This window comes from Dyella sp. 05T440 (assembly GCF_056395965.1).
Genome location: NZ_JBFTKN010000014.1, coordinates 23,099 through 47,820, shown reverse-complemented (window position 1 = coordinate 47,820; position 24,722 = coordinate 23,099). Strand labels below are relative to the sequence as shown.

Genomic DNA, 24,722 nt, shown 5'->3' with positions numbered 1-24,722 from the left:
CGATGCGTCGTCGGCGTGCACGCGGTCTGTAAACAGTGCGGTATCCGGTCATGCGCCGGTCATACTGCGGAACCCTGGCTTGAGTGCGCGCGCAGCAAGGCGCAGGACTCTGCGGCAGAATGATCGGATGACTGTAATCCATAGGCCCACCGAATCCCCGGCGCTGCGCGCGCTGATCGACGATCGCTACCGCGACCTGATCGCGCGATGCCGCCAGATGGGCGTGCCCTTGCACGACGACGCCGGCGTGGCCGAGCGCATTCGACGCACCTTGCTCGCCAGCGACTTCGCCTTCGATACCTGGCTGCGCCAACCGCAGCTGCTTGCGCCGCAAGGACTCGAGCGCCTGCGTTCGGGCAGCGACGCCAGTGCTCGCATCGACGCGCTGAAGCTCGCCGAGGACGAAGCGGCCTGCCTGACGCAGTTGCGGCGCTTCCGTCACGCCGAGGCATTGCGTCTGGTGTTCCGCGATGTGAACGGCCTCGATGAATTGCCCGAGACGCTGTCCGCCACGAGTGTGCTTTACGAAGTGCTGTTGGCCTCGTCGCTGCAGTGGTCCGAACGCGTGCTGGCAGATCGCTATGGGCATAGCCGCAGCCATGATGGCGAACTGCAACGCATGGTGGTGGTGGGCTTTGGCAAGCTCGGCGGCAGCGAGCTCAATTTCTCCTCCGACATCGACCTGGTGCTGGCTTATCCGCACAGCGGGCAGAGCGACGGCGCGCGTACGCTCGACAACAGCGAGTACTTCGTGCGTCTGGCCCGCCAGCTTGTGCGCCTGCTCAACGAGCCGACCGTCGATGGCATCTGCGCGCGCGTGGACCTGCGCCTGCGTCCGTTCGGCAATGCCGGCCGGCTGGCCTTGCCGTTCTCGGCGATGGAGCAGTACTACCAGAGCGAGGGTCGCGACTGGGAGCGCTATGCGTGGATCAAGGCGCGTCCCGTAGCCGGCGATCGCCATGCAGGCAAGGAGCTGCAGGATCTGCTGCGGCCCTTTGTCTATCGCAAATATCTCGACTACACCGCCTTCGCGGGCCTGCGCGAGATGAAGTCGCTGATCGACGCCGAAGTGGCGCGCAAGGATCTGGCGGACAATCTCAAGCTCGGCCCTGGCGGCATCCGCGAAATCGAATTCATCGTGCAGCTGGTGCAGTTGATACGAGGCGGGCGCGAACCCAGCCTGCGCGTGCGCGGGCTGTTGCCTGCGCTCACCGCCTGCGAAGCGCGTGGCCATATCAGCGCCGCGCGTGCGCGCGAATTGCGCGAGGCCTATGTGTTCCTGCGTCGCGTGGAAAATCGCGTGCAGATGTTGCGCGATGCGCAGACGCACGATATTCCGGCAGACGCTCTCAGTCGTGAGCGCATCGCGCTGGGCCTTGGCCTTGGCAGCTGGGAGGAGCTGGAAGAACAGCTGGCCGCCCATCGCGCCAAGGTCAGCGAAGAGTTCGCCGAAGTGCTGATGCCGCAGGGAGGGCGAACGGCAGCCGCGCCGGTGGCTGATGTGGCCTTGTGGCAGCAGGCGTGCGCTGAATCACTGAATGCCGGCGTGATGGAAGCGTCCGGCTTCACGCCAGGCGGTGAGGCGGCGGAGGCTTTGCTGAAACTCAGTCAGGCCGCTTCCGTGCGCGCCATGTCGCAGCGTTCGCGCGAGCAGCTCGACCGCCTGATGCCGCAGCTGCTGGCCGTGGCACGCAACAGCGTGGCGCCCGTCGCCTGCCTGCTTCGCCTGTGCCGGCTGGTGCAGTCGGTGGCGCGACGTTCGTCCTATCTTGCCCTGCTCGAAGAGCAGCCCGCGGCCCGACTGCGCTTGGCGCGATTATTTGCGGAAAACGCCTTCCTCGCCGAACGCGTGATCGCACAGCCCTTGCTGTTGGACGACGTGCTCGATCCGCGCATCGATCAGTTGCCGCTCAAGCGCGCCGACATCAGCGCAGAAATCACCCGCGTGCTGGCGACGCTGGACGAGCGCGAGGCGGAAGCGGAGCTCGAGCGCCTCAACGAGTTCAAGGCGAGCGTGGCGTTCCGTCTCGGCCTGGCTTTCAGCGACGGACGCGCCGATGCCGTCGCCACGGCCCGGCGCCTGGCGGTACTGGCCGAATCCATCGTCTTGGCAGTCACCGCGCTGGCCGAGCGCGAACTCGCTGCACAGCACGGCCGTCTACCGGGCGACGGCATCGGTTTTGCGGTGCTCGGTTACGGCAGCCTGGGTGGCGAGGAGCTGGGGTTCGCCTCCGACCTGGACCTGGTGTTTGTCTACGACAGCAAGCGCGCGCACGCGATGAGCGATGGTGCGCGTCCGCTGGAAGGCTCGCGCTGGTATCAGCGCCTCGCCCAGCGCGTGATGAACTGGCTGACCGTGCTCACCCGTGCGGGGCGCCTGTATGAAGTGGATACGCGGCTGCGGCCCGACGGCTCCAAAGGCTTGCTGGTGAGCAGCCTCGATGCATTTGAGGCCTACCAGAAGAGCCGCGCATGGACCTGGGAGCATCAGGCGCTGCTGCGCGCCCGCCCTATCGCGGGCGACGCAGGGCTGCACGCCGATCTCGCCACCGTTCGCCGCGACGTGCTGGCGGTGCCGCGCGAGCGCGCCCCGGTGCTGCAGGAAGTCAGCAGCATGCGCCAGCGCTGGCGGGCGGAGCGCGATCGCTCCGATGCGCAGCTGTTTGATCTCAAGCAGGGTCATGGCGGTCTGCTGGATATCGAGTTCGCACTTCAAGGCCTGGTGCTGGCGCACGCGTCAGAACGTTCCGCCCTGCTCAATATCACCGCCAACGCCGGCTTGATCGAAGCCTGCCGCAACGCCGGCCTGCTCGACGGGCGGCAGGCCGGCATATTCGCCGAAGCGCACGCCGAACTGCTGCATCGCGCACTGGCCTGTACGCTCGACCTGCGCTCGCGCATCGCACCGCGTGATGGCGAACTCGACCGCCTCAGCAGCAGTGTGCAGGAGGTGACGACGGAGCTGGGCTTGTGCTTCTGATGCAGCTCACGCCGCCTGGTTTTGCCGGCGCACGATGAGCTCGCGCAGCGTTGCGGCAATCGTGCCGGTGATGCGCAGCGGCGGCACCGGCGGCGTATTGCTGGCATCGAGCGAATGCAGCAGTCCCGCGTCGCGCAGGGCGTGATGGAAACGCTCGAGTTTGTCGGGCAGTGAGCCCAGCACAAAGGTGTGCACCGGGCAGCCCACGGCGCAGGCTTCGGACAGCATATTGACCGAGTCCGGCGTGACGACCAGGCGATCGGCCCAGCCCAGCACTCCGGGATAGGGATTGCCGCCGTCATCATTGCCAGCCCACACCAGCCCTGGCACGTCGCCCAGGCCCTGGCGCATGCGCTCCACCAGGTCCGCCGGTGTGCGTCGCGAGGCGAGCACCATCAGGCTGCCGCCGTCCTGGCGACGCCGCGCATGCAGGCCGCTGATCAACTGGTCGATATAAGCCTCGTTGAAGGTCACGCCCTTGCGCGGGCCGCCCAGCAAGACGCCTATCCGCGGGCGCGGCAATGCCGCAAAGGCAGGATCGGCCTCGCGGCCATCCTGCAGCCAGGCCTCGTCCACCGGATTGAGCGAGCCGAGCGGGCGGATCACGTTGCGGCCGGTCAGCCGATCGTGCTGAGGCGCGATTACCGTGTCCCAGTGCGCCGGATTGACCCGCGGATCAAGAATCTGCACGGTGTAGCAGGCGCCGCCGCTGAGTGAGCGCAGCAGGCGGGTGTAGAGCGCGGCGGATCGGCCGCAACCGATCGCCACGGCCGGCCACGGTGGGGCGAACTGCTGGCGCTGGGTGAGGTCGAGCGCCAGCCGGGCGCCAAGCGTGAGATGAGGCGCCAGCCACGACCAGGGTGCGGCGGGCGCAAGCTGCAGGTGCCGCACAGGCATCTCCAGCAGCTCGGCCAGCGCCAGTGCCTGGCGCTGGTTGCCGGCCGCGCCATCGGTGATGACCCAGCAGTCGCCGCGCGGCTTCAGCATAGTCCTGGCCGCCGCATTGTTTCCCTGGACGGTACAGTTCGTTCCATTGGCCTGGGTCCTGTTTGCCTGCGACCCCGCTTACACTTGAGGTCGTTGCGCCGATGCCGGCGCGCCATGTCCACAGGATACCCATGAGCGAGAAGCTTTCCGAGGCGACCTTCGACCAATTGTTTCGCACGGCGCGCACGTATAACGCGTGGCTGCCGAAAGAAGTAACGGACGCGCAGCTTCACGCGATCTACGAGCTGGCCAAGTTCGGCCCCACCAGCGCCAACTCCTCGCCGATGCGTGTGGTCTTCGTGAAATCCAGGGAGGCCAAGGACAAGCTGGCGCCGTTCCTCTCCGATGGCAATCGCGCCAAGACCCTGGCCGCGCCGGTCACCGCCATCGTCGGTACCGACCACGAGTTCTACGAAAAGCTGCCCCATCTGTTTCCGCATGCCGATGCGCGCAGCTGGTTCGCCGGCAACCAGCCGCTGATCGATATCACCGCCTTCCGCAATGGTTCGCTGCAGGGCGCTTACCTGATGCTCGCCGCGCGCGCGGTGGGCCTCGATTGCGGCCCCATGTCCGGCTTCGACAATGCCGGCGTGGACAACGCCTTCTTTGCGGGCACCACGGTGAAGTCCAACTTCCTGGTCAACATCGGCTACGGCGATGCCAGCCGCGACCTGTTCCCGCGCAGCCCGCGCCTCTCGTTCGAAGAAGCTTGCCAGATCGCCTGACGCCTTCATCGGCCTCGATCCAGCAACCCCCAACCCAATGGAGATTCAACCCATGCGTGCACTTCGTTACCTCGTTCTTGCCGGCCTGATCAGCGCTGCCGTGTCCGTCCAGGCCGCTCCGGTCACCTACAAGATGGACCCGGGCCACACCATGGTCCTGTTCAGCTGGAACCACTTCGGTTTCTCCAACCCCACGGCCAACCTCGGCCTTGGCAACGGCACCATCGTGTTCGACGACAAGGACGCCGCCAAGTCGTCCGTCGACGTCACCCTGCCGCTGGCCAACCTCGACACACACGTGAGCGCGCTCGACGAGCACCTGAAGAAGCCGGATTTCTTCGACGCCGACAAGTACCCGACCGTCACCTTCAAGAGCACCAAGGTGCAGGCTGCTGGCGGCAACAAGTACAAGGTCACGGGTGACCTGACCGTGCACGGCGTGACCAAGCCGGTGACGCTGGACGCCACGCTCAACAAGAGCGGCGAGCATCCGATGCTGAAGACGGCGACGGTGGGCTTCGACGCCACCGCCACGCTGAAGCGTTCCGACTTCGGCGTGGGCGCTTACGTGCCGAACGTCAGCGACGAGATCAAGATCCACATCACCACCGAGGCTTCGGTGCCGAAGGCCGACGCCGCCAAGTAAGCCCAACGCTGGGCATGAGCAGGCCCGCGCTCACGGCGCGGGCCTGTTCTTTTTGGGCTCAACGATTGCTGACGCCTTCGTCTTTCAGTGACGTCAGCTTGTCCAGGTCCATGTCGTTCACGGCCTGCTTCAGGTCATCCATGCTGGCGCCGCTGCCGCTCGCCTTGACCGAGAAACGGTTGGCGACGATCACGCCAAATTCGCCCGTCTTGGTCTGCGAATTCCACGCTTCGTGCATCAGCCGCTCGTGCTCGGTATAGGTCTTTTCGTAACCGTGGTCGGTCTGCTGTTCGGTGGAATGGGCCACTGCGCTGGCCATCGCCATCATGCCCCGCATATTGCCGGTGTCGGCCAGCTCGATCTTGATGTTGCGATCCTTGCCGTCGCTGTAAGTGGCATAGGCAGTGGATATCTGCATGCCTACCGCGCCGGAGCGTTGCGCGTTGAAGTCACTGCGCTTCATGCCATCGAGCTCCTCGGGCAGGAAGCCACGCAAGGTTTCCGGTGATAGCGACACCGCCACGGTCTTGCCTGCCATGCTGTCTGGATCGACAGTCACCGTGGTTCGATCGCTGCTGGTCGCGTGGATGCCGGCCATCGACGCGCCGGTGAGCGCCGCCGTGCCGATGATGCCGGCCATGATCAAGCCCACGATCCAGCTCAGCGCAATCCCGATGATCACGATGACGGCGGTGTAGCCGCCGGCGCGCTCGGGTGGGCAGCGCATGGTGTGCGGCAGTCCGAGATAGAGCAGATAAATGCCGTAGATCACGCCGGCAATCGCCACCAGCCAACCGAGCCACGGAATGATCACGGCGATGCCGGCGACCCATCCTGCGGTCCAGGCATAGGCCACCGTCTTGAGCGCCTGCACGGGGTCCTTGCTGCCGCCAAAACTCGGCGCGAACGCATTGACGATGAGGGCGACCAGGTAGACCACCACCAGGGTCAGCAGGTAATGCAGGATCAGGCCGAGCAAGCCCAGGCCCAGTGGCGTGTGCACATGCATGCCCCAGCCGCCGTGACCGAACAGGCTGCCGCGAATGAAGTAGGCGATCACCGGCAGCGCGGCGACGATGCAGATGTAGTTGCGGAACAGGCCGCCGACGGTGGCGGGCTCGGCAGCGATCACCGGCCACTCGGTCTGTGGCGAACTGAGGATGGCCTTGATGCGACTGAAGATCTTTCCGAAGTCCATGACGGCTCCTGCTTCAGGATGTGCCTGTTCCCGCCATCCACAGACCGCTGGATCGCGGGCCGTTCGTTCCCCGTACGCGAGGGCATTCTCGGCCGCCGGGGCGGCCCCCGACATTGGTCGCCCGCACTATGCCCTAGGTCGCAGTCCGCTGCCCGCCGCGTCGCGATGTGGGGTTGGCCTGCTAACATGGTGGGTCTGGTGTCCTGATGGAGTTTGACCCCCATGTCGCGTTCCCCTGCGGCTGCCCCGCTGATCCCGGCGAATGCCGAAAATCGTTACGAAGTGACGCGCTCGGACCTTCCGCTGTCCTGTCCGATGCCCGGCATGGCGCTGTGGAACTCCCATCCGAAGGTCTATTTGCCGATCGTGGAGGACGGTGGTGAATCCACATGTCCTTATTGCGGCGCGCATTACGTGCTTCGCGACTGATTTCGACCTCGAAAGTTACAACTGAAACCATATCGGCCGCGCATTTCGGCACGATTGCTGCTTGCCTCTAGGAATGAAGGCACCTTTCGAACAAATCATGTCAGCAATCGCTACACCAGCGCGGTCCCTGACCGTGGTCCAGCTGATCCCTGCCCTGCAATCGGGCGGGGCAGAGCGGTCTGCGCTGGAGATTGCCCGTGCCCTGGTGCAGGCCGGCCATCAGTCCATCGTGATTTCCGCCGGTGGCCGCATGGTGTCGCAGCTGGAAGCCGAAGGCAGCCGTCACATCACGCTGGATATCGGCCGCAAGTCGCTGGGCACCTTCATGAAGGTCGGCGCGCTGCGCAAGCTGCTGCGCGAGCTCAAGCCCGACATCGTGCACGCACGCTCGCGCCTGCCGGCCTGGCTGGGCTGGTGGGCCATCAAGGGCATGAAGCCGGCGCCGCATTTCGTGACCACCGTGCACGGCCTCAATTCGCCCGGCCGCTACAGCGCCATCCTGCTGCGTGGCGAGCGCGTCATTGCGGTATCGCAGACCCTGCGCGATTTCATGCTCAGCCATTACCCCTGGCTGGAACCGGCTCGCGTGCGGGTGATCCCGCGCGGCATCGATCCGGACGCGTTTCCCTACGGGCATCGACCGGACGACAACTGGGTCAAGGCGTTCTTCGCGGAGTTTCCGGCGCTCGCCGGCGGCCCGCTGCTGACCCTGCCGGGTCGCGGCACTCGCCTGAAGGGCCACCACGACGCCATCGAACTCGTAGCCGAGCTCAAGCGCCGCGGCATCGATGTACGCCTGTTGTTGCTGGGCGTGATCGAGCCCGGTCGAGAGGCCTACGTGGAAGAGCTCCGCCACCTCGTGCGCACGCGCGGACTGGAATCGCAGGTGGTGATGACGCCGCCGCGTTCCGATGTGCGCGACATCTACGCCGTCTCCTCGCTCGTGCTGCAGTTGTCAAACAAGCCCGAATCGTTCGGCCGTACGGTGATCGAAGCGCTGTCGCTGTGCCGCCCGGTGCTGGGCTACGCGCACGGTGGCGTGGGCGAGTTGCTGGCCGAGCTGTATCCGGCAGGCCGCGTACCTCCCGCCGACCGCGAGCGCCTGGTGGAACGTGCTGCCGAGCTGCTGCGCGTGGCGCCGCCCATCCCGATGCTGCAGAACTACCGCCTCACCGATATGCAGCAGGCCACCCTGGCCTTGTACGACGAGCTCACCGCGGCCTGACGCAGCGTTGAGCGTCGCCCGTACGGTGACTCACCTACAATGCGCGGGTCACCCTTAATTGATCCACGCATGAGCCCTATTGCTGCATTCCTGAAGGCCGCCCTGCGTTCCCCCTTGCTGCCGTTCTGGCTGGTGATCGCCCTGCTGCCGTTCGGGCGCAGTGCCGAGCTGGGGACCTTCCTTTGCCTGATCGGCGTGGTGTTGCTGTTCGTACGCCATCCGTCCGCCTTGCGCGAACACGCCGGTGCACGGCTGTTGCTGTGGCTGCTGGCGGCTTATGTGGGCGCCGCGCTGATCTCCTCGGTGGACTCGCTGGCGCCTGGCAAGAGCTGGGGCACGGTGGCGTCACTGCTGCGCTACGCCCCGTTGGGCTTGTACGCCTGCTTTGCCATCCGCCGCGAAGACAAGCTCGACGCGCTTTACCTGGCCACGGCTGCGGTCGTGGCGTTCTGGGCGCTTGATGCCTGGGTGCAGGCACTGACCGGCTGGAGCCTGGGTGGGCACGCCGAGCCCGAGCGCATCTCCGGCATCTTTGGCGCCGCCAATCTGAAACTCGGCCCGTCGCTGTCGGTGCTGTCGCCATTCGTGCTGTGGGTGGCGCTGCGGCGCTTTGGCCTCAAAGGGCTGCTGATCGCTTTCGTGCTGCTGCTCGGGCCGGTGCTGATGTCCGGATCGCGAGCGTCGTGGGTTTGCTACGCCGTGGTGGCCCTGGGCTTTGCCTGGCGGGTGACGGGCTCGCCCCTGCGATTCGTGGCTGCCGCCGGTGCCTTGGCCGCGGTGATCCTGCTCGCCGGCGGCGTCGCCTGGAAAACCTCCGAGCGCTTCCAGCTGCGCATGGATCGCACGCTGCAGGTGCTGCAAGGTTCGGACAAATCGCTCGATTGGGCGCTGAGCGGTCGCCTGGATATCTGGCGCACCAGCGTGGCGATGTTCGAGGGGCACCCGATCAACGGCGTCGGCGTGCGCGCGTACCGCTATGCGTATCCCGCGTATGCGCCAGCCAATGATCGTTTTGTCGTCACCGCCGACGGCTGTGGCGTTGGCGAAGGCGCCTGCCATGCCCATCAATGGCTGCTCGAGGTACTCACGGAAACCGGCGCGCTCGGCATGGCCTGCTGGCTGGCGGCGATCGGATGGGCGGTGATCGTGTGGCGCAGGGTGGGCGCCGCGGCACGTACGCGCGCCTTCCCGGCCACGCTCGCCCTGGGCACGATGCTGTTCCCGCTCAATACGCATCTGGCCTTCTATTCGGCCTGGTGGGGTTTGTTGTTCGCATGGCTGCTGGGCCTGTGGTGTGCGGCGCTCTACGTGCATCCATCGTCGCAGGGAGCTGCCGCATGACGCGCGAGCCGCTGTCGGTAGTCGTGATCACCTTCAACAACGCGGACACGCTCGACGCGTGCTTGAGTCGCGTCGACTGGGCCGACGAAATCGTCGTGCTCGATTCGGGTTCGACCGACAACACCGTCAACATTGCACGCCAACACGGCGCGCGTGTCGCTGTGCATCCGTTCGACGATTACGGCCCGCAGAAGCAGCGCGCCTATGACATGGCCAGCCACGACTGGATCTTGAACCTCGATGCGGACGAGATCCTCTCGCCTGGCACGCGCGAGGAAATTGAACGTGCCTTGCAGCATCCCCGGCATGCCGGTTTCCGCTTGCCGCGGCGCGAACGCATGTTCTGGACCGTGCAGCATCGCTGGAGCTGGCGCAACGGCCACCTGCGCTTGTTTGATCGTCGTCGCGGCGGCATGAACGATGTCGAGGTGCATTCGGCTGTCGAGGTACGCGGCCCGGTGAAAACCCTGCGGCGCGCGGATTTCGTCAATGACGGCGACGGCGACATCGCCACGCGCGTGGAAAAGATCAACCGTTACACCACCGGCATGGTGGCGTACAAACTCCGCACGCGGCAGCGCTTTACCGGCCTGCGCATGGTGTTCTATCCACCGGTGTTCTTCCTGCGGCAGTACATCGGCAAGCGCTACTTCCTCAACGGCTGGGCTGGTTTCATCGCCAGCGTCACCGGTGCGTTCTACGCCTTCCTCAAGTACGCGAAGTTGCATGAGGCGAGGGAGCAGGCATCGCGCAAATCGCGCGGCGAAGAACATTAGTCGCGCGACGCGAGCCCTTTGATGCGTTGGCCTGCCGGAAAAATTCAGCGCGGATTTAGCTAGCTGTACGAGCTGGCGCAAACTCTTGCACGCCGAAATTACTTGCATGCAAAGCCCGTTTTAGCAGTGCCACCATCGCGCCGTGAATCGTGCGTCAATTCCAGGATTTAGACGAACGAAATTGCGCGCACGGGGTCATGCTCGGCGTCGTGCTGTTACAACGCGCGAGTACGCTGCAACGTGATGATTCTGATGGCGTGCATGAAGTCGTCACGATCTGGCGCACGTTTTCGCGTCGCACTCGTTGTGGCGTCGCCGATCGCCTTCCACACTCGCCTGGTTTTCGTGGGGTGTCATCGCGAGCAGGTTTTGTTGGCTCTCTCTCGCGCCGTTCTAGGGTGACTTTTACTGCAATGGCATCGCGTCGCCAACACGGTGACGCGACGGGCGACTTCGTCTTACGCACAGCGCGAATCTCAAAGGAGGTCATGCGGGGGAAAGCTGTGGCTGATCGAAAACGGGGGGCTTGTTCTCAATGGATCGCATCAGGGAGACATTGCATGAAACACGAGCACCTGAACCTGCTGGGGGTCATGACCCTGGTCCTCGCAGGCATGCCGGTGGTGGCTTCGGCACAATCAAACACTGCGCAAAACGCAGCATTGGCTGGCATCAACACGGCCGAAGCGCCCAGGGTGACGCAGACGGTCGATAGCCGCGCGACATCGACTCTACAGCGCAGTCATCTGAGCCTGGTCGACCGTTCCACGCCGACCAAGGCGGTGGACGATGCGGCCGCCATGAATCACATGAACCTGATCCTGCAGCGCAGCGCAAAGCGGCAGGCGGCGCTGGATGCACTGATTTCCGCCCAGCACGACCCGAGCTCGTCGAAGTTCCGCCAATGGGTGACGCCCGATCAGTTCGGGCAGACCTTCGGCGTATCCGACGCCGATATTGCAGCAACGACCGCGTGGCTGAAATCGCAGGGCTTCACGGTCAACGGCGTCTATCCGAACAAGATGCAGATCGACTTCAGCGGCAACGCAGGGCAGGTGAAGCGCGCGTTCCACACGCAGATGAACCAGTACACCATCAACCAGGCAGCGCACGTGGCCAATGCCAGCGACATCAGCATTCCACAGGCTCTGCAAAGCGTGGTGGCGGGCGTGGCCGGCCTCAATGACATCCATCCTCAGGCACAGCACACGGCGCCGAAGCTGGGCCAGTTCGATGCGAACTCGCAGCGCTTCAAGGTGCAGCAACCGAAAACCGCAGCCGCTGGCATGACGCCACAGGCGGTCAACTTCACCAATGGCTCGCGCGGCCTAGTGCCGTACGACATGGCGAAGATCTATGGCACCGACAAGCTCTATGCGAGCGGCCTGACCGGTACGGGCATCACCATTGCGCTGGTCGAGGACAGCTCGATGGTGCCCGATGACTGGACCAACTTTGTCAGCCAGTTCGGGCTGACCAGTTACGGCGGCACGTTCCAGCAAATCCAGCCTCAGGCGACCGGCTTCACCAACTGCATCGACCCGACCATCAACTTCCCCGGCGAAGACGACTTCGAGGCCTTGCTCGATGCCGAATGGTCGACCGCGATGGCACCCGGCGCCAACATCTGGCTGGCCAGCTGTGACGATTCCAACGCCACCAACTTCTTCGGCGGCGTGGTCACGGCGGCGACCAACCTGATCAATGGCAGCAACCGTCCCAACATCATCAGCGCCAGCTATGGATACGGCGAAGGCTTCGTCGATGCACCGAGCAAAGCGGCCATCGACCAGATGTGGGCGCAGGCAGATGCGGAAGGCATTTCCGTGTTCGTATCGAGCGGCGATTCGGGCTCCAATCCGAGCTTCAACGGCTTCTTCATCAATGGCGCGGGCATCGATGCCAATGCGTTTGGCACATCGCCGAACGACACCGTGGTCGGCGGCACCGATACGGCCGACATCCTCGACGGCAGCACGAAGAAGTATTTCAGCTCGACCTTCAACGCGCAGTACGGCTCGGCACTGTCGTATGTGCCGGAGATTCCGTGGAACGAATCCTGCGGCAATGAAGTGGCAGCCAAGTCGCTGGGCTATGCGACGTCGCTGGCGTTCTGCAAGGCCTATCTGCAGTTCGATCCCTACGGCTACTACATCACTTCCGAATCGGGCAGCGGTGGTCCGTCGTCGGTGAATGCCAAGCCGGCATGGCAACGTCTGGTCTACAACACTGCCAAGGACCAGTCGCGCGACGTGCCCGACGTGGCCTTGTTCGGTGGTTCGTACGGTGGTTCGACCTGGGTGATCGTGTGCTCTTACTACTATCCCTGCACACCGGGATTCACCGGTAGCACGGCGCTGATCGGTGGCACGTCGCTGTCGTCGCCGATGTTCGCCGGCATCCAGGCCTTGATCGACCAGGGCCTTGCAGCGAAGGGCCTGTCCCCGAACCAGGGCAATGCTGCGCCGACGCTCTACACGCTGGCCGCCGATGAGTACGGTGGCCCGAAGGGTGCGCAGCCGGCAACCTTGGCGACCTGCAACTCGGACAATGGCGCCAAGGGCACCGGCAAGTGCGTGTTCCACAACGTCACGCGCGGCAGCATCGCCACGCAGTGCGTGCAGCAGCTGCCGGATGTGGTGACACCCGACTGCTACTACTACGGCACGCTGCCGAACTCCTACCTCGGTGCGATCCAGGTGGGCCTCACTTCGAGCAACGCCAACAAGTACAACGCCAATACGGAGGCGTTTGCGGCGCAGGCGGGCTGGAGTTTTGCGTCGGGCCTGGGTTCGGTCGACGCCAATAATTTGCTGAAGGCGTGGAAGGCCTTCGTCAATGTGAAGTAAGGGGAGTCCCTCGACATCCCCGGCGTTGCGCCGGGGATGTTGTTGTCAGGCTGCCTGCGACAGCGGCAGCGGCTGGTCGCGCAGCGCCGCCAGCAAGCGGGCACACGCTTCGCGACGCAGCATTTCGCGGCGACGGAAGGCGGAGCGATGCTTGCTCTCGACCTGCAGTTCGCTGCGCTCGGGCTCGCTGGTCGGCAAGGCAAAGAAGCCATCCGGCTGCAGCACGCCCTGGCACTCTTCCCAGAAACTGTCGTAGTCGGCCTTGATCTTGTCCGCTTCGCCTGAAAACGGGTGCGCCAGGTTGCTGACACCACGAACCTGCGTGGCGCCGGCAAACGAACCAAAGGCGAGCAGCAGCGAATGCAGCAGGTTTTTCGGCCGCAATCCGTAGCACTGCTTGGTCAGTTCGCGCACGGCCTCGCGCCCCAATTCGGCGGCGGCGCCCTGCAGGCAGCCGATCAACAGCGTGCGGCCCTGGTCGGCGATGCTGAAGATGGCCGACGACAGCACCTGGCCCTGCGTATTGCTAAGGCATAGCGCCAGCTCGCCTTCGCGGCTGCGACCGGTCGGTCGGCGCAATTCCAGCTGCAGCTCGCTGCCGTCCTTCAGGGCGAGCGTTCCCCATCGATGGTGGCCATGCAGATAAACCGCATCCACCATCGCCGCAGGCAGTTGACCAAACACAAAGCGATAGTGCTGGCTGACAATCGACATGCGCTCGGCACGCCCGATCCGACGATTGATGTAGTGATGGTGCCAACGCTCATGCAGGCGCGGATCATGCGCCAGGATCGACGTGAGCCGTGGCGACCCGTACAGCTCGGCCAGCCACGCCGACTGGCGACGCGCCATGCGCACACTGCGGGCAATGTATTTCAGGCCGGCGGCGAGGCGCTTTGAGGGCGAGCCACGCCAATCGCGGCGTTGGCGCAGCGAGCGCAAAAACAGCCGGAAAGTCATGTTGGGTGGGCGGATCGTGGGGATGGTCGGCCGTCTTTTTACCCGCACTGACTGTCATTTATCTGTCAGCGAACAGGACGGCTTCGTGCAAGGCTTAGTAGACCGACGGGCTGCCTTCCGGACGTGTCTTGAAGCGCTTGTGTACCCACAGGTATTGCTCGGGCGCGGCGCGCACCATGTCTTCGATGCACACATTGACGCGCGCGGTGTCATCGAGCACATCCTTGCTCGGCAAGCCCTCGAGCGGAGCGCCCAGCTTCAGCGCATAGCCCGCGTTGCCGGGCAGGCGGCGGTGATAGAACGGAATCACCACGGCGCCGGACATGCGGGCCAGATGATGGGTCGCCGTGATGGTGGCGGCCGGCACGCCGAAGAACGGCACGAACACATTGTCCTTGCTGCGCATGTCCTGATCGGGCGCATACCAGAGCGTGCCGCCGTTGCGCAGATGCTTGACGGTGCCGCGGATATCGTCTTTCTCGAACATCGCCTCGGCGTAATCGAGTCGTGCGCGCAGCACGACCCACTCGAACACTGCTGAATCCATGCGGCGATACATGCCGGAAATGCGGATGCGCTGCGAAACCAGCCGCGCGCAGAGTTCCAGATGCGAGAAATGACCGCCCACCAGCAACACGCCCTTGCCCTGCGCACGCGCCGCTTCGAGATGCTCCAGGCCTTCGATGGTCACCGGTACGTTGGCGATTGCGCGCTCGCTGCCCATCCAGCCCAGCGCGAACTCGGCCATCATCAGGCCGATATCGCGCAGATGCGCATCGACCAGCCTGGCCTGTTCTTGCTTGGACAGTTCGGGAAAGCACAGCGCGATATTCACCTCCGCCACGTGCCGCCGCGGCGAGGGCACGCGCTGCACCAGCCAGCCCAGTCCGCGACCAAAGGCCATCAGCCAGGGGCGTGGCAGGCGGGCGATCAGCCAGATCACGCCGGCACCCAGCCAGGCGGGCCAGTGCGTGGGCGAGAGCAGGGAGCGGGTGAAGCTGGGACGAGGCATGCCGGGCATCGCCCGCATTGTAGGGAACAAGCCAAAACGAGGCGAGCCGCGGCGTGGGGCAGGGCCCGTGCGTCCGAGCCGATATACTGGCGCACCGCGATCGAAAGGCTCTCCGTTGCGCTACATCTACACCCTCGCCATGTACCTGGTGACGCCGCTGATCGTGTTGCGGCTGATGGCGCGTGGCGTGCGCTATGGCGATTATCACAAGCGCTGGCGCGAACGCTTCGGCTTCTTCGAGGCCTCGGGCGTGACCGGCAGCCTGTGGGTGCACGCGGTATCGGTGGGCGAGGTCAATGCAGCCGAGCCGCTGATCAAGGCCTTGCAGACGGACTATCCGAACGCGCCGCTGGTGGTGACCACGGTGACGCCCACCGGCTCCGAACGGGTGCGCCAGCTGTTCGGTGACAGCGTGTTCCACGTCTATCTGCCCTACGACCTGCCGTTCTCGGTATCGCGCTTCCTCAAGCGCGTGCGACCGCGCCTGGCGATCATCGTGGAAACCGAGATCTGGCCGAATCTCTACCTGGCCTGCCGGCGTCGCAGCATCCCGCTGATGATCGTCAACGCGCGCCTGTCCGAGCGCTCGCTGCGCGGCTATAAGCCACTGGGCAACCTGGTGGCGCAGGCCATGCGTTGCGTGTATCAGATCGCCGCCCAGTCGCGTACCGATGCCTCGCGTTATCGCGCGCTGGGCGCCGACCCGGACAAGATCGTAGTCACCGGCAACATGAAGTTCGACATGCCGGTGCCCTACGACGCTGAGCGCAAGGGTGAGGAGCTGCGCCAGCAGTGGGGCCATCTGCGTCCCGTCTGGATCGCGGGCAGCACGCACGAAGGCGAAGAACTGCCGGTGCTCGAAGCCCACCTGGAAGTGCTCACGCGCTGGCCCGACGCCTTGTTGCTGATCGCACCCCGACACCCCGAACGCTTCAAGCTGGTGGAAAACTCCGCGCGCAGCCTGGGTTTCACGGTGGGTACGCGCAGCGCCGACCGCGTGCCGTCGGCGGCTCATCAGGTCTTCGTGATCGATGCGATGGGCGAGCTGATGCCGTTCTACGCTGCCTCCGATCTGGCTTTCGTGGGCGGCAGCCTGGTGCCGATCGGCGGCCACAATGTGCTGGAACCCGCCGCACTTTCCACGCCGGTGCTGGTTGGCCCGAACACCTTCAATTTCGAAGAAATCACCCTCACCCTCATCCGCGAGGGCGGTGCTTCGCGCGTGAACAGCGCCGAGGAACTGGGTCCGGTGGTGCTGCAGCTGTTGCGCGATCCGCCGCAGCGCCAACGCATGGGCGACGCGGCGCGCATCGTGTTCGACAGCGAGCGCGGCGCCGTCAAGCGCGTGATGGGCATGATCGACGACCTGCTGCAGGAATAGACGTCCAGACGGCTGCAAGGCCAAGACGCAACAAGGCCGGGACTTGCCCGGCCTTGTCGGTTGCAGCTTATGCGATGCGCGTTACTGCAGCATCGAGTTGACCATTTCCACGTCTTTCACGTCGATGGAGCCTGCCGACTGCTTGAGCTGCAGCTGGTCGAGCACCAGCTGGTGGCGCGACTGCGAGTAGCTGCTCTCGGCCTGGGTCAGGGTCTGAATCGCGTTGAGCACGTTCAGCATGGTCTGCGTACCCACGTCGAAGCCGGCGCGGGTGGCTTCCAGTGCCTTCTGGCCGGAGTCGACCGAGGCCTTGTTGGCTTCCACCTGGCTGATGCCGGCGGCGACCGAGCGATAGAAGTTCAGCGTGTCGCGGACGACCTGGCGACGCGTCGACTCCAGCGAGTCCTGGGCTTCGTCGCGCTGGTAGATCGACTGACGAACGCGCGACTGCGTGGCGCCGCCGGAGAAGATCGGAATATTCATCGAGATGCCGACCGTGGTGCCATAGGCGCCATTGCCGGGCACGTTGTAGTTGCCGTGCTCGAGCCAGGTGGTGTCCTTGCCGCGCGACACCGAGGCGTTGATCGTCGGCAAGTGGCCGGCGCGAGCCGCGTCGATGTCGTGCTCGGCCGCCTGCACGGTGTACTGGCTGGCATGGATGCTGGCGTTGGACTGCAATGCAGCCTGCACCCAGGCGTTCGGGTCTGCCGGGTTCGGCGGCGTCAGCGGCAGATCCTCGCGCAGCTTCTTGAGCTCGCCCACCGGCTTGCCGGTGATCTGGGTGAGCGCTTCCTTGGCGTCGTTGAGGGTGTTCTGCGCGGCCACAGTCTGGGCCTTGGCCAGTTCGTATTCCGACTTGGCCTGGTAGACGTCGGTGATGGCCGACAGGCCCACCTTGAAGCGCTGATCGGCCTGGTCGTAGGCCTGCTTGAAGGAGTCCTCGCTGGCCTTGGCGAATATCAGCGCATCCTGGCTGGTCAATACGCCGAAGTAGGCCGTGGTGACACGGACATACAGGTTCTGCGCCGCGGCGTCGTAGGTGGCGTCCTGAGAATGCGCGGCGGATCGCGCTGCCGCGAGGTTGGCCCACTGGCTGAGGTCGACAATCGTCTGGGTCAGCGTGGCCGAAAGATCACGCGTGCGCGAATGGCCGAACGAGGAGCCGGTGACCGTGCCGTTGGCAAGGTTGTTGCCCGCCGACTGCTGTTGCAGCCCGTAACTGCCATTGAGCTGCGGCAGCATCAACGCACGCGCCTGGGCAACGCCTTCACCGGTAGCAAGGCGCGTGGCTTCCGCCTGCGACAGCACCGGGTCATTGGCGCGGGCTTCTCGGTATGCATCCAGCAAGTCCTCGCTGTGGCCGGCCAGCGGGAACGCCGACAGGGCCAGGGCGAGGGTCAGAAGCTTCAAGCGCATGGGTTGCCTCATGTATGGGGAAATAGGTCAGAAAACGAAGCGACGCGGCGGCTCGGCGTGCTTCAAATAGGGCAGGTCGGTCTCAAACAGCGATTCTTCGCGGTAGCGACCATTGCCCTCGTGGGTGAGCAGCAGCACGTGCTGCACCGGCGACTCGCCGCGCACCACCAGCAGGCGGCCACCGGGCTTGAGCCAGCCCAGGAAGCGCTGCGGGATCTGGTACACCGCGCCGGTGACAACCAGTGCGTCGAACAATCCGTTCGGCTGCCAGCCATTCACCGCTTCGCCGGCTTCCAGCGTCACGTTGGCGATGCCTGCGCCAGCCAGGCGCTGGCCCGCTGCAGTGACGAAATCGGCATGGATGTCCAGGCTGGTGACGTGACCAGCGAGCTTGGCCATGCAGGCCGTCAGGAAACCCGAACCCGTGCCGATTTCCAGCACCTGGTCGCTCGGGGTGAGTTCCAGCGCCTGCAGCACGCGGCCCTCGACCACCGGCTTCATCATCACTTCGCCGTGACCCAGCGGCAGGCACAGGTCGGCAAAGGCCAGCTTGCGGTGCTCAGGGGCAACGAAGTCCTCGCGGCGCACACTGCCCAGCACGTCGAGCACGCGGGCATCCAGCACCTCCCAGGGGCGCACCTGGTTTTCCACCATGTTCACTCGCGCCTGTTCGAAGTTCATCGCCATGTTGCTTAGGTCCTAATGCGAATCGGGAAAAAGGCTAAAAAGGATAAGCGCTTAGCCATCTTCCGACAATGTGCAAAGCCTGCGGGTTCGTACCAACGACACGAAGTGCCGGAAGTCATCGCGCTTGGTTGACGGAAGTCATGCGTGGCGCGGTGTCCGCGGACACTTCGCCATGCCAAGGTTACGCACTACGTCGATGCTTCCCCGTACGCGCGACCACCGTCTGACCAGGGAGTCGCGTGAGTGCATCTTGCATGGCCTGATGCAAGGATGCGTCAAGGCGCTGAACACGGGCCCGGGGCGAGAGGCTGCCGCGGCTCTGTGCCGCGACCTCCAGCCAGGCCAGCCAGCGGGCGATACGGCTGCGTTCGGTGGGGTCAAGCCCGGACAGCGCGGCGCGCGCCGCGAACGCGGCCCGGCGGGCCTCCGCCTGGCCTGGTTCAAGCCAGCAGGCAAGCGAACGCTGGGCGAGTCGATACGCCGGGCTGAGGGAAAGTTCTGCGATAGTGGTGGACATAAGGGAAGCCGTGTATCTTGGCCATGGAAAATAACTAAACCGCCGCGTATACTAAACGGGCGTTATCCATTTGTGAAGCCATTTGTGAAGGTATAGCCATGAGCACGATCCCGCAGACCAAGCCTCAGGGGCCCGGCCGTCCCAAGGACATGGAAAAGCGCGCGGCGATCCTTGAGGCCGCCAAGGGCCTGTTCATCCGCAACGCCTTTGCCGGAACCAGCATGGATGCGGTAGCGGCAGAGGCCGGCGTGTCCAAACTCACCGTCTACAGCCACTTCGGCGACAAGGACAACCTGTTCCGCGAGGTGATCCGCGCGCGCATCCAGGACCTGATCCCCGAAGACACCTACCACTACGACCCCGCCGAAGACATCCGCGTCGCGCTGGAGCGTATCGCCCTGCATCACGTCCGGCTCGACTGCGACGTGCAGAACGTGGGCACCTTCCGCGCCATCCTCAGCGACTGCCGCCAGGGCAACCCGCGCTACGGCAAGTTGCTCTGGGAAGAAGGCCCGGATCGCACCAATGGTCTGATGAAACGCCTGCTGCAACAGGCGGTTGACGACCGCAAGCTGGATATCGCCAACGTGGCCCGCGCCGCCGGCCAGTTCATCTCCCTGATCAAGGGCGAAATGCTGTTGCGCCGCATGTTCGGTTGCGAAGAGTGCGCCCAGTCCTACGCCGCAGAGCTCGAACAGACCGCCCGCGATGGCGTGGACATGTTCCTGCGCGCCTATCTGCCGCGCTGATCCCCGCCTGATTCAGGCCCGCCAAGGCCGCCGCACTCGCGGCCTCCCTCGCTTCGTGCTCAAATAGCGGCTTGAGGCGGGGGTGCCGGCAACAAGTCGGCTGAGAGAGTCCCTTCGAACCTGATGCGGCTAGTACCGCTGTAGGGAGCTTCGCCGCAATGCCGTAAGGACATTGCGTCCGGTGCCGTCCGCTTCTGTTGCTGAATGCGCGTTTGCATGCGCATCACTCCACACGATCCAGTGTGGACTCCCCAACAAAAGCACGTCCCCTCGGGGACAGCGCCAACGCCCGGACGGACCAAAGCCGATGAATGCCCTGCCCAATGACCTTGCGCGCGCCGCGCAGGAACTCTCCGAAGCCGTGACGCGTCCGATTCCGGGCTCGCGCAAGATCCACGTGCAGGGCAGCCGCCCGGACATCCAGGTGCCGTTGCGCGAAATCTGCCAGGCGCAGACGCCGACCCTGTTCGGCGGCGAAGAGAATCCGCCGATCACCGTGTACGACACTTCAGGCCCGTACACCGACCCCGACTACAAGGTAGACCTGGTCACCGGTCTGCCGGCGCTGCGCGCGGGCTGGATCGCCGAGCGCGGCGACACCGAGCAGTTGAGCGGCCTGAGCTCCGCCTTTGGCCGCCAGCGCGCTGTCGATCCCAAGCTCGATGCCTTCCGCTTCACCGCGACGCGTGCGCCGCATCGCGCCAAAGCCGGCGCCAACGTCACCCAGATGCACTACGCCCGCCAGGGCATCGTGACGCCGGAAATGGAATACATCGCCATCCGCGAGAACCAGCGCATCGAAGCGCTGCAGGGCAGCGCGCTGCGCACCCAGCACCCGGGCGAATCGTTCGGTGCGGCCTTGCCCAAGCTGATCACCCCGGAATTCGTGCGCGATGAAGTGGCGCGCGGCCGCGCCATCATCCCGGCCAACATCAACCACCCGGAAGCGGAGCCGATGATCATCGGCCGCAACTTCCTCACCAAGATCAACGCGAACATCGGCAACTCCGCCGTGTCTTCCGGCATCGCCGAAGAAGTGGAGAAGCTGGTGTGGTCGATCCGCTGGGGCGGCGACACGGTGATGGACCTGTCCACCGGCAAGCACATCCACGAAACGCGCGAGTGGATCATCCGCAATTCGCCGGTGCCGATCGGCACGGTGCCGATCTACCAGGCGCTGGAGAAGGTAAACGGCGTGGCCGAGGACCTTACCTGGGACATCTTCCGCGACACGCTGATCGAACAGGCGGAGCAGGGCGTCGACTACTTCACCATCCACGCCGGCGTGCTGCTGCGCTTCGTGCCGCTGACCGCCAAGCGCGTCACCGGCATCGTCTCGCGCGGCGGTTCGATCATGGCCAAGTGGTGCCTCGCGCATCACAAGGAAAACTTCCTCTATACGCATTTCGAAGACATCTGCGAAATCATGAAGGCGTACGACGTGTCCTTCAGCCTCGGCGATGGTCTGCGTCCGGGCTGCATTGCCGACGCCAACGATGCCGCCCAGTTCGGCGAGCTCGATACGCTGGGTGAACTCACCCAGATCGCCTGGAAGCACGACGTGCAGGTGATGATCGAAGGCCCCGGCCACGTGCCCATGCAGCTCATCAAGGAGAACATGGAGCGCCAGCTGGAGAAGTGCCACGAGGCGCCGTTCTACACGCTGGGGCCACTGACCACCGATATCGCGCCGGGCTACGACCACATCACCAGCGCGATTGGCGCGGCGATGATTGGCTGGTTCGGCACCGCCATGCTCTGCTATGTCACGCCGAAGGAGCACCTGGGCCTGCCGAACAAGCAGGACGTGCGCGACGGCATCATCGCGTACAAGATCGCCGCCCACGCAGCGGATCTCGCCAAGGGTCATCCGGGTGCGCAGGTGCGCGACAACGCGCTGTCGAAGGCGCGCTTCGAGTTTCGCTGGGAAGATCAGTTCAACCTCGGCCTCGATCCGGAAAAGGCGAAGGAATTCCACGACGAAACCATGCCCAAGGATGCACACAAGAGTGCGCATTTCTGCTCGATGTGCGGCCCGAAGTTCTGCTCGATGAAGATCACCCAGGACGTGCGCGACTACGCCGCGGAACACGGCACCGGCGAGGAATCGGCACTGGAAGAGGGCATGGCGGAGAAGTCGGCGGAATTCCGCCAGCAGGGCTCCGAGGTTTATCACAAGGCTTGATGTTTCACCTCGTGCCGGCGGTCACCACCGCCTGCACGAGGTAGAGCACCTTGTGGGAGCGCACCCTGTGCGCGACGGCAACGCTGCGATGTTCCGCTCCGTTGGTTTGTCGCGCACAGGGTGCGCTCCCACACAACGGCCTCACATCCGCACCGCTTTTTTCACCTGCGTTTCGCGCGTCGCCACCTACGGTGCTGGTTCGCCCAGCCAGCCCGATGGAGCCACGCCCATGGCAGCCAAGCCGTTCCTCTCCGATATCGAAACCATCCGCAAGCGCGCCCGCGAACATATCGACAATGGCGCCATCACTTCCGGTTATTCCGCCGATCGCGCGACGGTGGTCAAGATACTCAACGAAGCGCTGGCCACCGAAATCGTCTGCGTGCTCCGCTACAAGTATCACTACTACATGGCCAAGGGCATCCACGCCAAGAGCGTGGCCGCCGAGTTTCTCGAGCATGCGAATGAGGAACAAGGGCACGCCGACCTCATCGCCGAGCGCATCACCCAGCTCGACGGCGCACCCAACTTTTCGCCCGAAGGCCTGCTGTCGCGCAGCCACGCCGATTACGTGGAAGGCGACGACCTGGTCGACATGATCAAGGAAGACCTGGTCGCCGAACGCATCGCCATCGACAGCTATCGCGAGATCATCACCTACCTCGGTGCAGCCGATCCGACGTCGCGCCGCATGATGGAAGGCATTCTTGCGATGGAAGAAGAGCACGCCGAGGATCTGGCGACCTTGCTCGACAATCTCGGCAAGAAGGGCGAGCCGGCCAAGCCGGCCAAGGCGCGACCCGAGAAGAAAGCCACCAAGCACTGAGCACAAGTCATCCCGCAGGCGGGTACGTGCGTTGGACAGACTTATTGCACCGGGAGACGCGCCATGGCGACCACGGACAACAACGCCCGCCAGGGACATGGGCTACTAAGGGCTGTATTGACCACGCTCGCACTGGGCGTGCTGCTTGCCAGCGTCGTGATGGCCTGGTGGGTCCGCCGGGCCGATAACAGCGCCAGCATGACGGGGCAGGCGACGGTTTCGGCCGACGCCGGCAGCACGCAAAGCTGAAGCACCATGAAAAAACGCCGCCCGAAGGCGGCGTTTTTGGCTTCGATCAGGCCTTCTTGTCGGCCTGGTAACGCTTGATGCCTTCTTCGATTTCGGCCTTCGCCTCATCGGCGCCGACCCAGCCTTCGATCTTGACCCACTTGCCCTTCTCCAGATCCTTGTAGTGCTCGAAGAAGTGGCCGATGCGCTCCAGCCAGTGGCCGGAGACGGACTTGATGTCCTTGATGTGGGAGTAGCCGGCAAAGATCTTTTCCACCGGAACCACCACCAGCTTTTCGTCGCTGCCGGCTTCGTCGGTCATCTTCAGCATGCCCACCGGATGGCAGCGGATCACCGAGCCCGGCACCAGCGGAAGCGGCAGGATCACCAGCGCGTCCAGCGGATCGCCGTCGCCGCCCAGGGTGCCAGGCACGTAGCCGTAGTTGCAGGGGTAACGCATCGGGGTCGACAGGATGCGGTCCACGAAAATCGCGCCGCTTTCCTTGTCCACCTCGTACTTGACGGGCTCGGCATCCTTGGGGATTTCGATGATGACGTTGATTTCGTCCGGAACCTTGCGGCCGGCGGGTACGAGATGCAGACCCATGAGCGTGTCCTTGGCTAGTCAGATGCAAAGACTTGAAAGGATACGTCAAAAGCTGCGCCATCGCAGCCGCGGGGCGGCTTTGCGCCCGGTTCCAGTTCAGCGTGAGACGGGTGCCGAAACGTGCTCAGGCCTGATATGGCCGTTCGCGTAACCACTTGGTGGCGATCCACTTTTCACCTTTGAGCACGGGCAGGCCGGCATGCAGCGAGGCCTCGTCGCCGGTGTCGTAAGCGAAATAGACGGCTGAACCGCGCATCGCCGTTACCGTGAGGCCGATGCGCGGAAAGGCCGTGCCGCCGCCTTCGTCCGGCGTATTGAGATACATCACCACGCTGGCGATGCGCTGGCCGCCGCGCGAGGTGACCGCCGAATAGCCGGGCTGGTCGGGATTGAACCAGTCGAAATGCGGCTCGTATTCCTGGCCCGGCTGGTAGTGCAGGATCTGCAGACCTTCGCCGTGGCTGACCGGAATCGCGAGCAAATCGGCAATGCGTTGCTCGATGCGTTGCACCAGCGGCGTCTCGCCGATGGCGAAAAACATGCCCTGGCTGGTGCGGCGCTCATCGGTCTGGTGACGTCCTTCGACATCCACGGTAAGCGAGCGCGCCAGCCGCGGTTTCGCTTCAGCGACCAGCTCGTCGCATTCCTGCAGGGTGAGCAGGTTCTCCAGCACGCGCACGACGGGCGCATCGGTGCTCACCGCAATGCGCACCGGATGTCCGTTGACGGTCTCTACCGGCGCCTGCGGATGACGCGTGCGCAGGCCCACGACCTTGGCCTTGGAGGCAGCCATGACCGTAGCCAGCGGCAGGTTCAGTACACGCGCGACGATCTGGCGGCTCTGCTCGCCGCCATAGCCGGCGTCCTTGAGCATCTTCAGCAGGTCGCTGAGACTGACGCCGGAGCGGCTGGTGGAAACAATCCATTCGCGCAGTTCGGGACGTATCGTGTGATGGTTCATGCGTCTAAAAAAGCGGCGCCGGCTCGGGCCGGCGCCC

Annotated in this window: 21 protein-coding genes and 1 riboswitch; of the genes, 13 read left to right on the top strand and 8 right to left on the bottom strand. The window is 64.5% G+C overall.

The features are described 5' to 3' along the window. Positions 1-127: 127 nt before the first annotated feature. Positions 128-2,980, top strand: coding sequence for a bifunctional [glutamate--ammonia ligase]-adenylyl-L-tyrosine phosphorylase/[glutamate--ammonia-ligase] adenylyltransferase (glnE, locus tag AC1DE1_RS17050; protein ID WP_477176632.1), 2,853 nt, complete (start codon positions 128-130; stop codon positions 2,978-2,980). A gap of 6 nt (positions 2,981-2,986) precedes the next feature. Here glnE and AC1DE1_RS17045 read toward each other — a convergent pair whose 3' ends face one another. Next, entirely contained in the window at positions 2,987-3,967 is a 981-nt protein-coding gene (locus AC1DE1_RS17045) for a mitochondrial fission ELM1 family protein (RefSeq protein ID WP_477176631.1), read from the bottom strand. Between the two features lie 131 nt (positions 3,968-4,098). On the opposite strand from AC1DE1_RS17045, the gene AC1DE1_RS17040 reads away from it, so the two are divergent. Together AC1DE1_RS17040 and AC1DE1_RS17035 are read left to right on the top strand one after the other, a co-directional pair. Further along, complete coding sequence (locus AC1DE1_RS17040; RefSeq protein WP_441604802.1) at positions 4,099-4,692, top strand: malonic semialdehyde reductase; 594 nt, start codon at positions 4,099-4,101, stop codon at positions 4,690-4,692. Between the two features lie 52 nt (positions 4,693-4,744). Next, positions 4,745-5,338 carry a YceI family protein gene (locus AC1DE1_RS17035; RefSeq protein WP_441604801.1) on the top strand — a complete coding sequence of 198 codons (594 nt, stop codon included), beginning with the start codon at positions 4,745-4,747 and terminating at the stop codon, positions 5,336-5,338. 58 nt (positions 5,339-5,396) lie between these two features. On the opposite strand, the gene AC1DE1_RS17030 is transcribed toward AC1DE1_RS17035, so the two are convergent. Continuing rightward, positions 5,397-6,536, bottom strand: a complete 1,140-nt coding sequence (locus AC1DE1_RS17030) for a Yip1 family protein (RefSeq protein WP_477176630.1) — start codon at positions 6,534-6,536, stop codon at positions 5,397-5,399. A gap of 222 nt (positions 6,537-6,758) precedes the next feature. Between AC1DE1_RS17030 and AC1DE1_RS17025 the strand changes: the two genes are divergently transcribed. From AC1DE1_RS17025 to AC1DE1_RS17005, 5 genes are all read left to right on the top strand, one after another. Beyond that, positions 6,759-6,965 carry a zinc-finger domain-containing protein gene (locus tag AC1DE1_RS17025; RefSeq protein WP_046970205.1) on the top strand — a complete coding sequence of 69 codons (207 nt, stop codon included), beginning with the start codon at positions 6,759-6,761 and terminating at the stop codon, positions 6,963-6,965. A gap of 97 nt (positions 6,966-7,062) precedes the next feature. After that, positions 7,063-8,190 carry a glycosyltransferase gene (locus AC1DE1_RS17020; RefSeq protein ID WP_477176629.1) on the top strand — a complete coding sequence of 376 codons (1,128 nt, stop codon included), beginning with the start codon at positions 7,063-7,065 and terminating at the stop codon, positions 8,188-8,190. A 69-nt stretch (positions 8,191-8,259) separates the two neighbouring features. Then, on the top strand, positions 8,260-9,531 hold the full coding sequence (locus AC1DE1_RS17015; protein WP_477176628.1) for an O-antigen ligase family protein: 1,272 nt from the start codon (positions 8,260-8,262) through the stop codon (positions 9,529-9,531). Continuing rightward, positions 9,528-10,307, top strand: a complete 780-nt coding sequence (locus AC1DE1_RS17010; protein ID WP_477176627.1) for a glycosyltransferase family 2 protein — start codon at positions 9,528-9,530, stop codon at positions 10,305-10,307. Before AC1DE1_RS17015 ends, AC1DE1_RS17010 begins: the two co-directional genes overlap by 4 nt. Positions 10,308-10,867: 560 nt before the next feature. Continuing rightward, positions 10,868-13,156 carry a S53 family peptidase gene (locus AC1DE1_RS17005; RefSeq protein ID WP_477176626.1) on the top strand — a complete coding sequence of 763 codons (2,289 nt, stop codon included), beginning with the start codon at positions 10,868-10,870 and terminating at the stop codon, positions 13,154-13,156. Between the two features lie 45 nt (positions 13,157-13,201). Here the strand turns inward: AC1DE1_RS17005 and AC1DE1_RS17000 are convergent, their stop codons facing one another. Next, complete coding sequence (locus AC1DE1_RS17000) at positions 13,202-14,116, bottom strand: VirK/YbjX family protein (RefSeq protein ID WP_477176625.1); 915 nt, start codon at positions 14,114-14,116, stop codon at positions 13,202-13,204. Between the two features lie 94 nt (positions 14,117-14,210). Then, positions 14,211-15,128, bottom strand: coding sequence for an LpxL/LpxP family Kdo(2)-lipid IV(A) lauroyl/palmitoleoyl acyltransferase (gene lpxL, locus AC1DE1_RS16995; protein ID WP_477176624.1), 918 nt, complete (start codon positions 15,126-15,128; stop codon positions 14,211-14,213). 115 nt (positions 15,129-15,243) lie between these two features. Here lpxL and waaA point away from each other — a divergent pair, with 115 nt between their 5' ends. Continuing rightward, a complete protein-coding gene (waaA, locus tag AC1DE1_RS16990) occupies positions 15,244-16,509 on the top strand; it encodes a lipid IV(A) 3-deoxy-D-manno-octulosonic acid transferase (protein ID WP_441604793.1) in 1,266 nt (421 codons plus the stop codon). An 81-nt stretch (positions 16,510-16,590) separates the two neighbouring features. Here waaA and AC1DE1_RS16985 read toward each other — a convergent pair whose 3' ends face one another. Both AC1DE1_RS16985 and AC1DE1_RS16980 read right to left on the bottom strand, forming a co-directional pair. Further along, the gene (locus AC1DE1_RS16985) at positions 16,591-17,925 is read right to left on the bottom strand and encodes a TolC family outer membrane protein (RefSeq protein WP_477176623.1); all 1,335 of its coding nucleotides are present in this window, start codon (positions 17,923-17,925) and stop codon (positions 16,591-16,593) included. Positions 17,926-17,952: 27 nt separating this feature from the next. Next, on the bottom strand, positions 17,953-18,612 hold the full coding sequence (locus AC1DE1_RS16980) for a protein-L-isoaspartate O-methyltransferase family protein (protein ID WP_441604791.1): 660 nt from the start codon (positions 18,610-18,612) through the stop codon (positions 17,953-17,955). A gap of 615 nt (positions 18,613-19,227) precedes the next feature. Between AC1DE1_RS16980 and AC1DE1_RS16975 the strand changes: the two genes are divergently transcribed. The 4 genes from AC1DE1_RS16975 (at position 19,228) to AC1DE1_RS16960 (ending at position 23,138) form a co-directional block, all read left to right on the top strand. Continuing rightward, on the top strand, positions 19,228-19,878 hold the full coding sequence (locus tag AC1DE1_RS16975; RefSeq protein ID WP_477176622.1) for a TetR/AcrR family transcriptional regulator: 651 nt from the start codon (positions 19,228-19,230) through the stop codon (positions 19,876-19,878). Positions 19,879-19,946: 68 nt separating this feature from the next. After that, a riboswitch (TPP riboswitch) is annotated at positions 19,947-20,042 on the top strand. 143 nt (positions 20,043-20,185) lie between these two features. Beyond that, complete coding sequence (thiC, locus tag AC1DE1_RS16970) at positions 20,186-22,063, top strand: phosphomethylpyrimidine synthase ThiC (protein WP_477179154.1); 1,878 nt, start codon at positions 20,186-20,188, stop codon at positions 22,061-22,063. A 229-nt stretch (positions 22,064-22,292) separates the two neighbouring features. Further along, on the top strand, positions 22,293-22,889 hold the full coding sequence (locus tag AC1DE1_RS16965) for a ferritin-like domain-containing protein (protein WP_441604787.1): 597 nt from the start codon (positions 22,293-22,295) through the stop codon (positions 22,887-22,889). Between the two features lie 63 nt (positions 22,890-22,952). Then, on the top strand, positions 22,953-23,138 hold the full coding sequence (locus AC1DE1_RS16960; RefSeq protein WP_441604786.1) for a hypothetical protein: 186 nt from the start codon (positions 22,953-22,955) through the stop codon (positions 23,136-23,138). Between the two features lie 46 nt (positions 23,139-23,184). On the opposite strand, the gene ppa is transcribed toward AC1DE1_RS16960, so the two are convergent. Both ppa and AC1DE1_RS16950 read right to left on the bottom strand, forming a co-directional pair. Then, entirely contained in the window at positions 23,185-23,724 is a 540-nt protein-coding gene (gene ppa, locus AC1DE1_RS16955; RefSeq protein ID WP_441604785.1) for an inorganic diphosphatase, read from the bottom strand. Between the two features lie 124 nt (positions 23,725-23,848). Next, a complete protein-coding gene (locus AC1DE1_RS16950; RefSeq protein WP_477176620.1) occupies positions 23,849-24,685 on the bottom strand; it encodes a 2OG-Fe(II) oxygenase in 837 nt (278 codons plus the stop codon). Positions 24,686-24,722 lie beyond the last annotated feature (37 nt).

What these genes read in the sequence shown, in the direction of transcription:
- glnE (WP_477176632.1), top strand. Translation starts at nt 128, where the DNA reads ATGACTGTAATCCATAGGCCCACCGAATCCCCGGCGCTGCGCGCGCTG.
- AC1DE1_RS17040 (WP_441604802.1), top strand. Translation starts at nt 4,099, where the DNA reads ATGAGCGAGAAGCTTTCCGAGGCGACCTTCGACCAATTGTTTCGCACG.
- AC1DE1_RS16960 (WP_441604786.1), top strand. Translation starts at nt 22,953, where the DNA reads ATGGCGACCACGGACAACAACGCCCGCCAGGGACATGGGCTACTAAGG.
- AC1DE1_RS16950 (WP_477176620.1), bottom strand. Translation starts at nt 24,685, where the DNA reads ATGAACCATCACACGATACGTCCCGAACTGCGCGAATGGATTGTTTCC.
- AC1DE1_RS17010 (WP_477176627.1), top strand. Translation starts at nt 9,528, where the DNA reads ATGACGCGCGAGCCGCTGTCGGTAGTCGTGATCACCTTCAACAACGCG.
- AC1DE1_RS17005 (WP_477176626.1), top strand. Translation starts at nt 10,868, where the DNA reads ATGAAACACGAGCACCTGAACCTGCTGGGGGTCATGACCCTGGTCCTC.
- AC1DE1_RS17045 (WP_477176631.1), bottom strand. Translation starts at nt 3,967, where the DNA reads ATGCTGAAGCCGCGCGGCGACTGCTGGGTCATCACCGATGGCGCGGCC.
- ppa (WP_441604785.1), bottom strand. Translation starts at nt 23,724, where the DNA reads ATGGGTCTGCATCTCGTACCCGCCGGCCGCAAGGTTCCGGACGAAATC.
- AC1DE1_RS16985 (WP_477176623.1), bottom strand. Translation starts at nt 17,925, where the DNA reads ATGCGCTTGAAGCTTCTGACCCTCGCCCTGGCCCTGTCGGCGTTCCCG.
- lpxL (WP_477176624.1), bottom strand. Translation starts at nt 15,128, where the DNA reads ATGCCTCGTCCCAGCTTCACCCGCTCCCTGCTCTCGCCCACGCACTGG.
- AC1DE1_RS17030 (WP_477176630.1), bottom strand. Translation starts at nt 6,536, where the DNA reads ATGGACTTCGGAAAGATCTTCAGTCGCATCAAGGCCATCCTCAGTTCG.
- AC1DE1_RS16975 (WP_477176622.1), top strand. Translation starts at nt 19,228, where the DNA reads ATGAGCACGATCCCGCAGACCAAGCCTCAGGGGCCCGGCCGTCCCAAG.
- AC1DE1_RS17025 (WP_046970205.1), top strand. Translation starts at nt 6,759, where the DNA reads ATGTCGCGTTCCCCTGCGGCTGCCCCGCTGATCCCGGCGAATGCCGAA.
- thiC (WP_477179154.1), top strand. Translation starts at nt 20,186, where the DNA reads ATGAATGCCCTGCCCAATGACCTTGCGCGCGCCGCGCAGGAACTCTCC.
- AC1DE1_RS17015 (WP_477176628.1), top strand. Translation starts at nt 8,260, where the DNA reads ATGAGCCCTATTGCTGCATTCCTGAAGGCCGCCCTGCGTTCCCCCTTG.
- AC1DE1_RS17000 (WP_477176625.1), bottom strand. Translation starts at nt 14,116, where the DNA reads ATGACTTTCCGGCTGTTTTTGCGCTCGCTGCGCCAACGCCGCGATTGG.
- AC1DE1_RS16965 (WP_441604787.1), top strand. Translation starts at nt 22,293, where the DNA reads ATGGCAGCCAAGCCGTTCCTCTCCGATATCGAAACCATCCGCAAGCGC.
- AC1DE1_RS17020 (WP_477176629.1), top strand. Translation starts at nt 7,063, where the DNA reads ATGTCAGCAATCGCTACACCAGCGCGGTCCCTGACCGTGGTCCAGCTG.
- AC1DE1_RS16980 (WP_441604791.1), bottom strand. Translation starts at nt 18,612, where the DNA reads ATGGCGATGAACTTCGAACAGGCGCGAGTGAACATGGTGGAAAACCAG.
- AC1DE1_RS17035 (WP_441604801.1), top strand. Translation starts at nt 4,745, where the DNA reads ATGCGTGCACTTCGTTACCTCGTTCTTGCCGGCCTGATCAGCGCTGCC.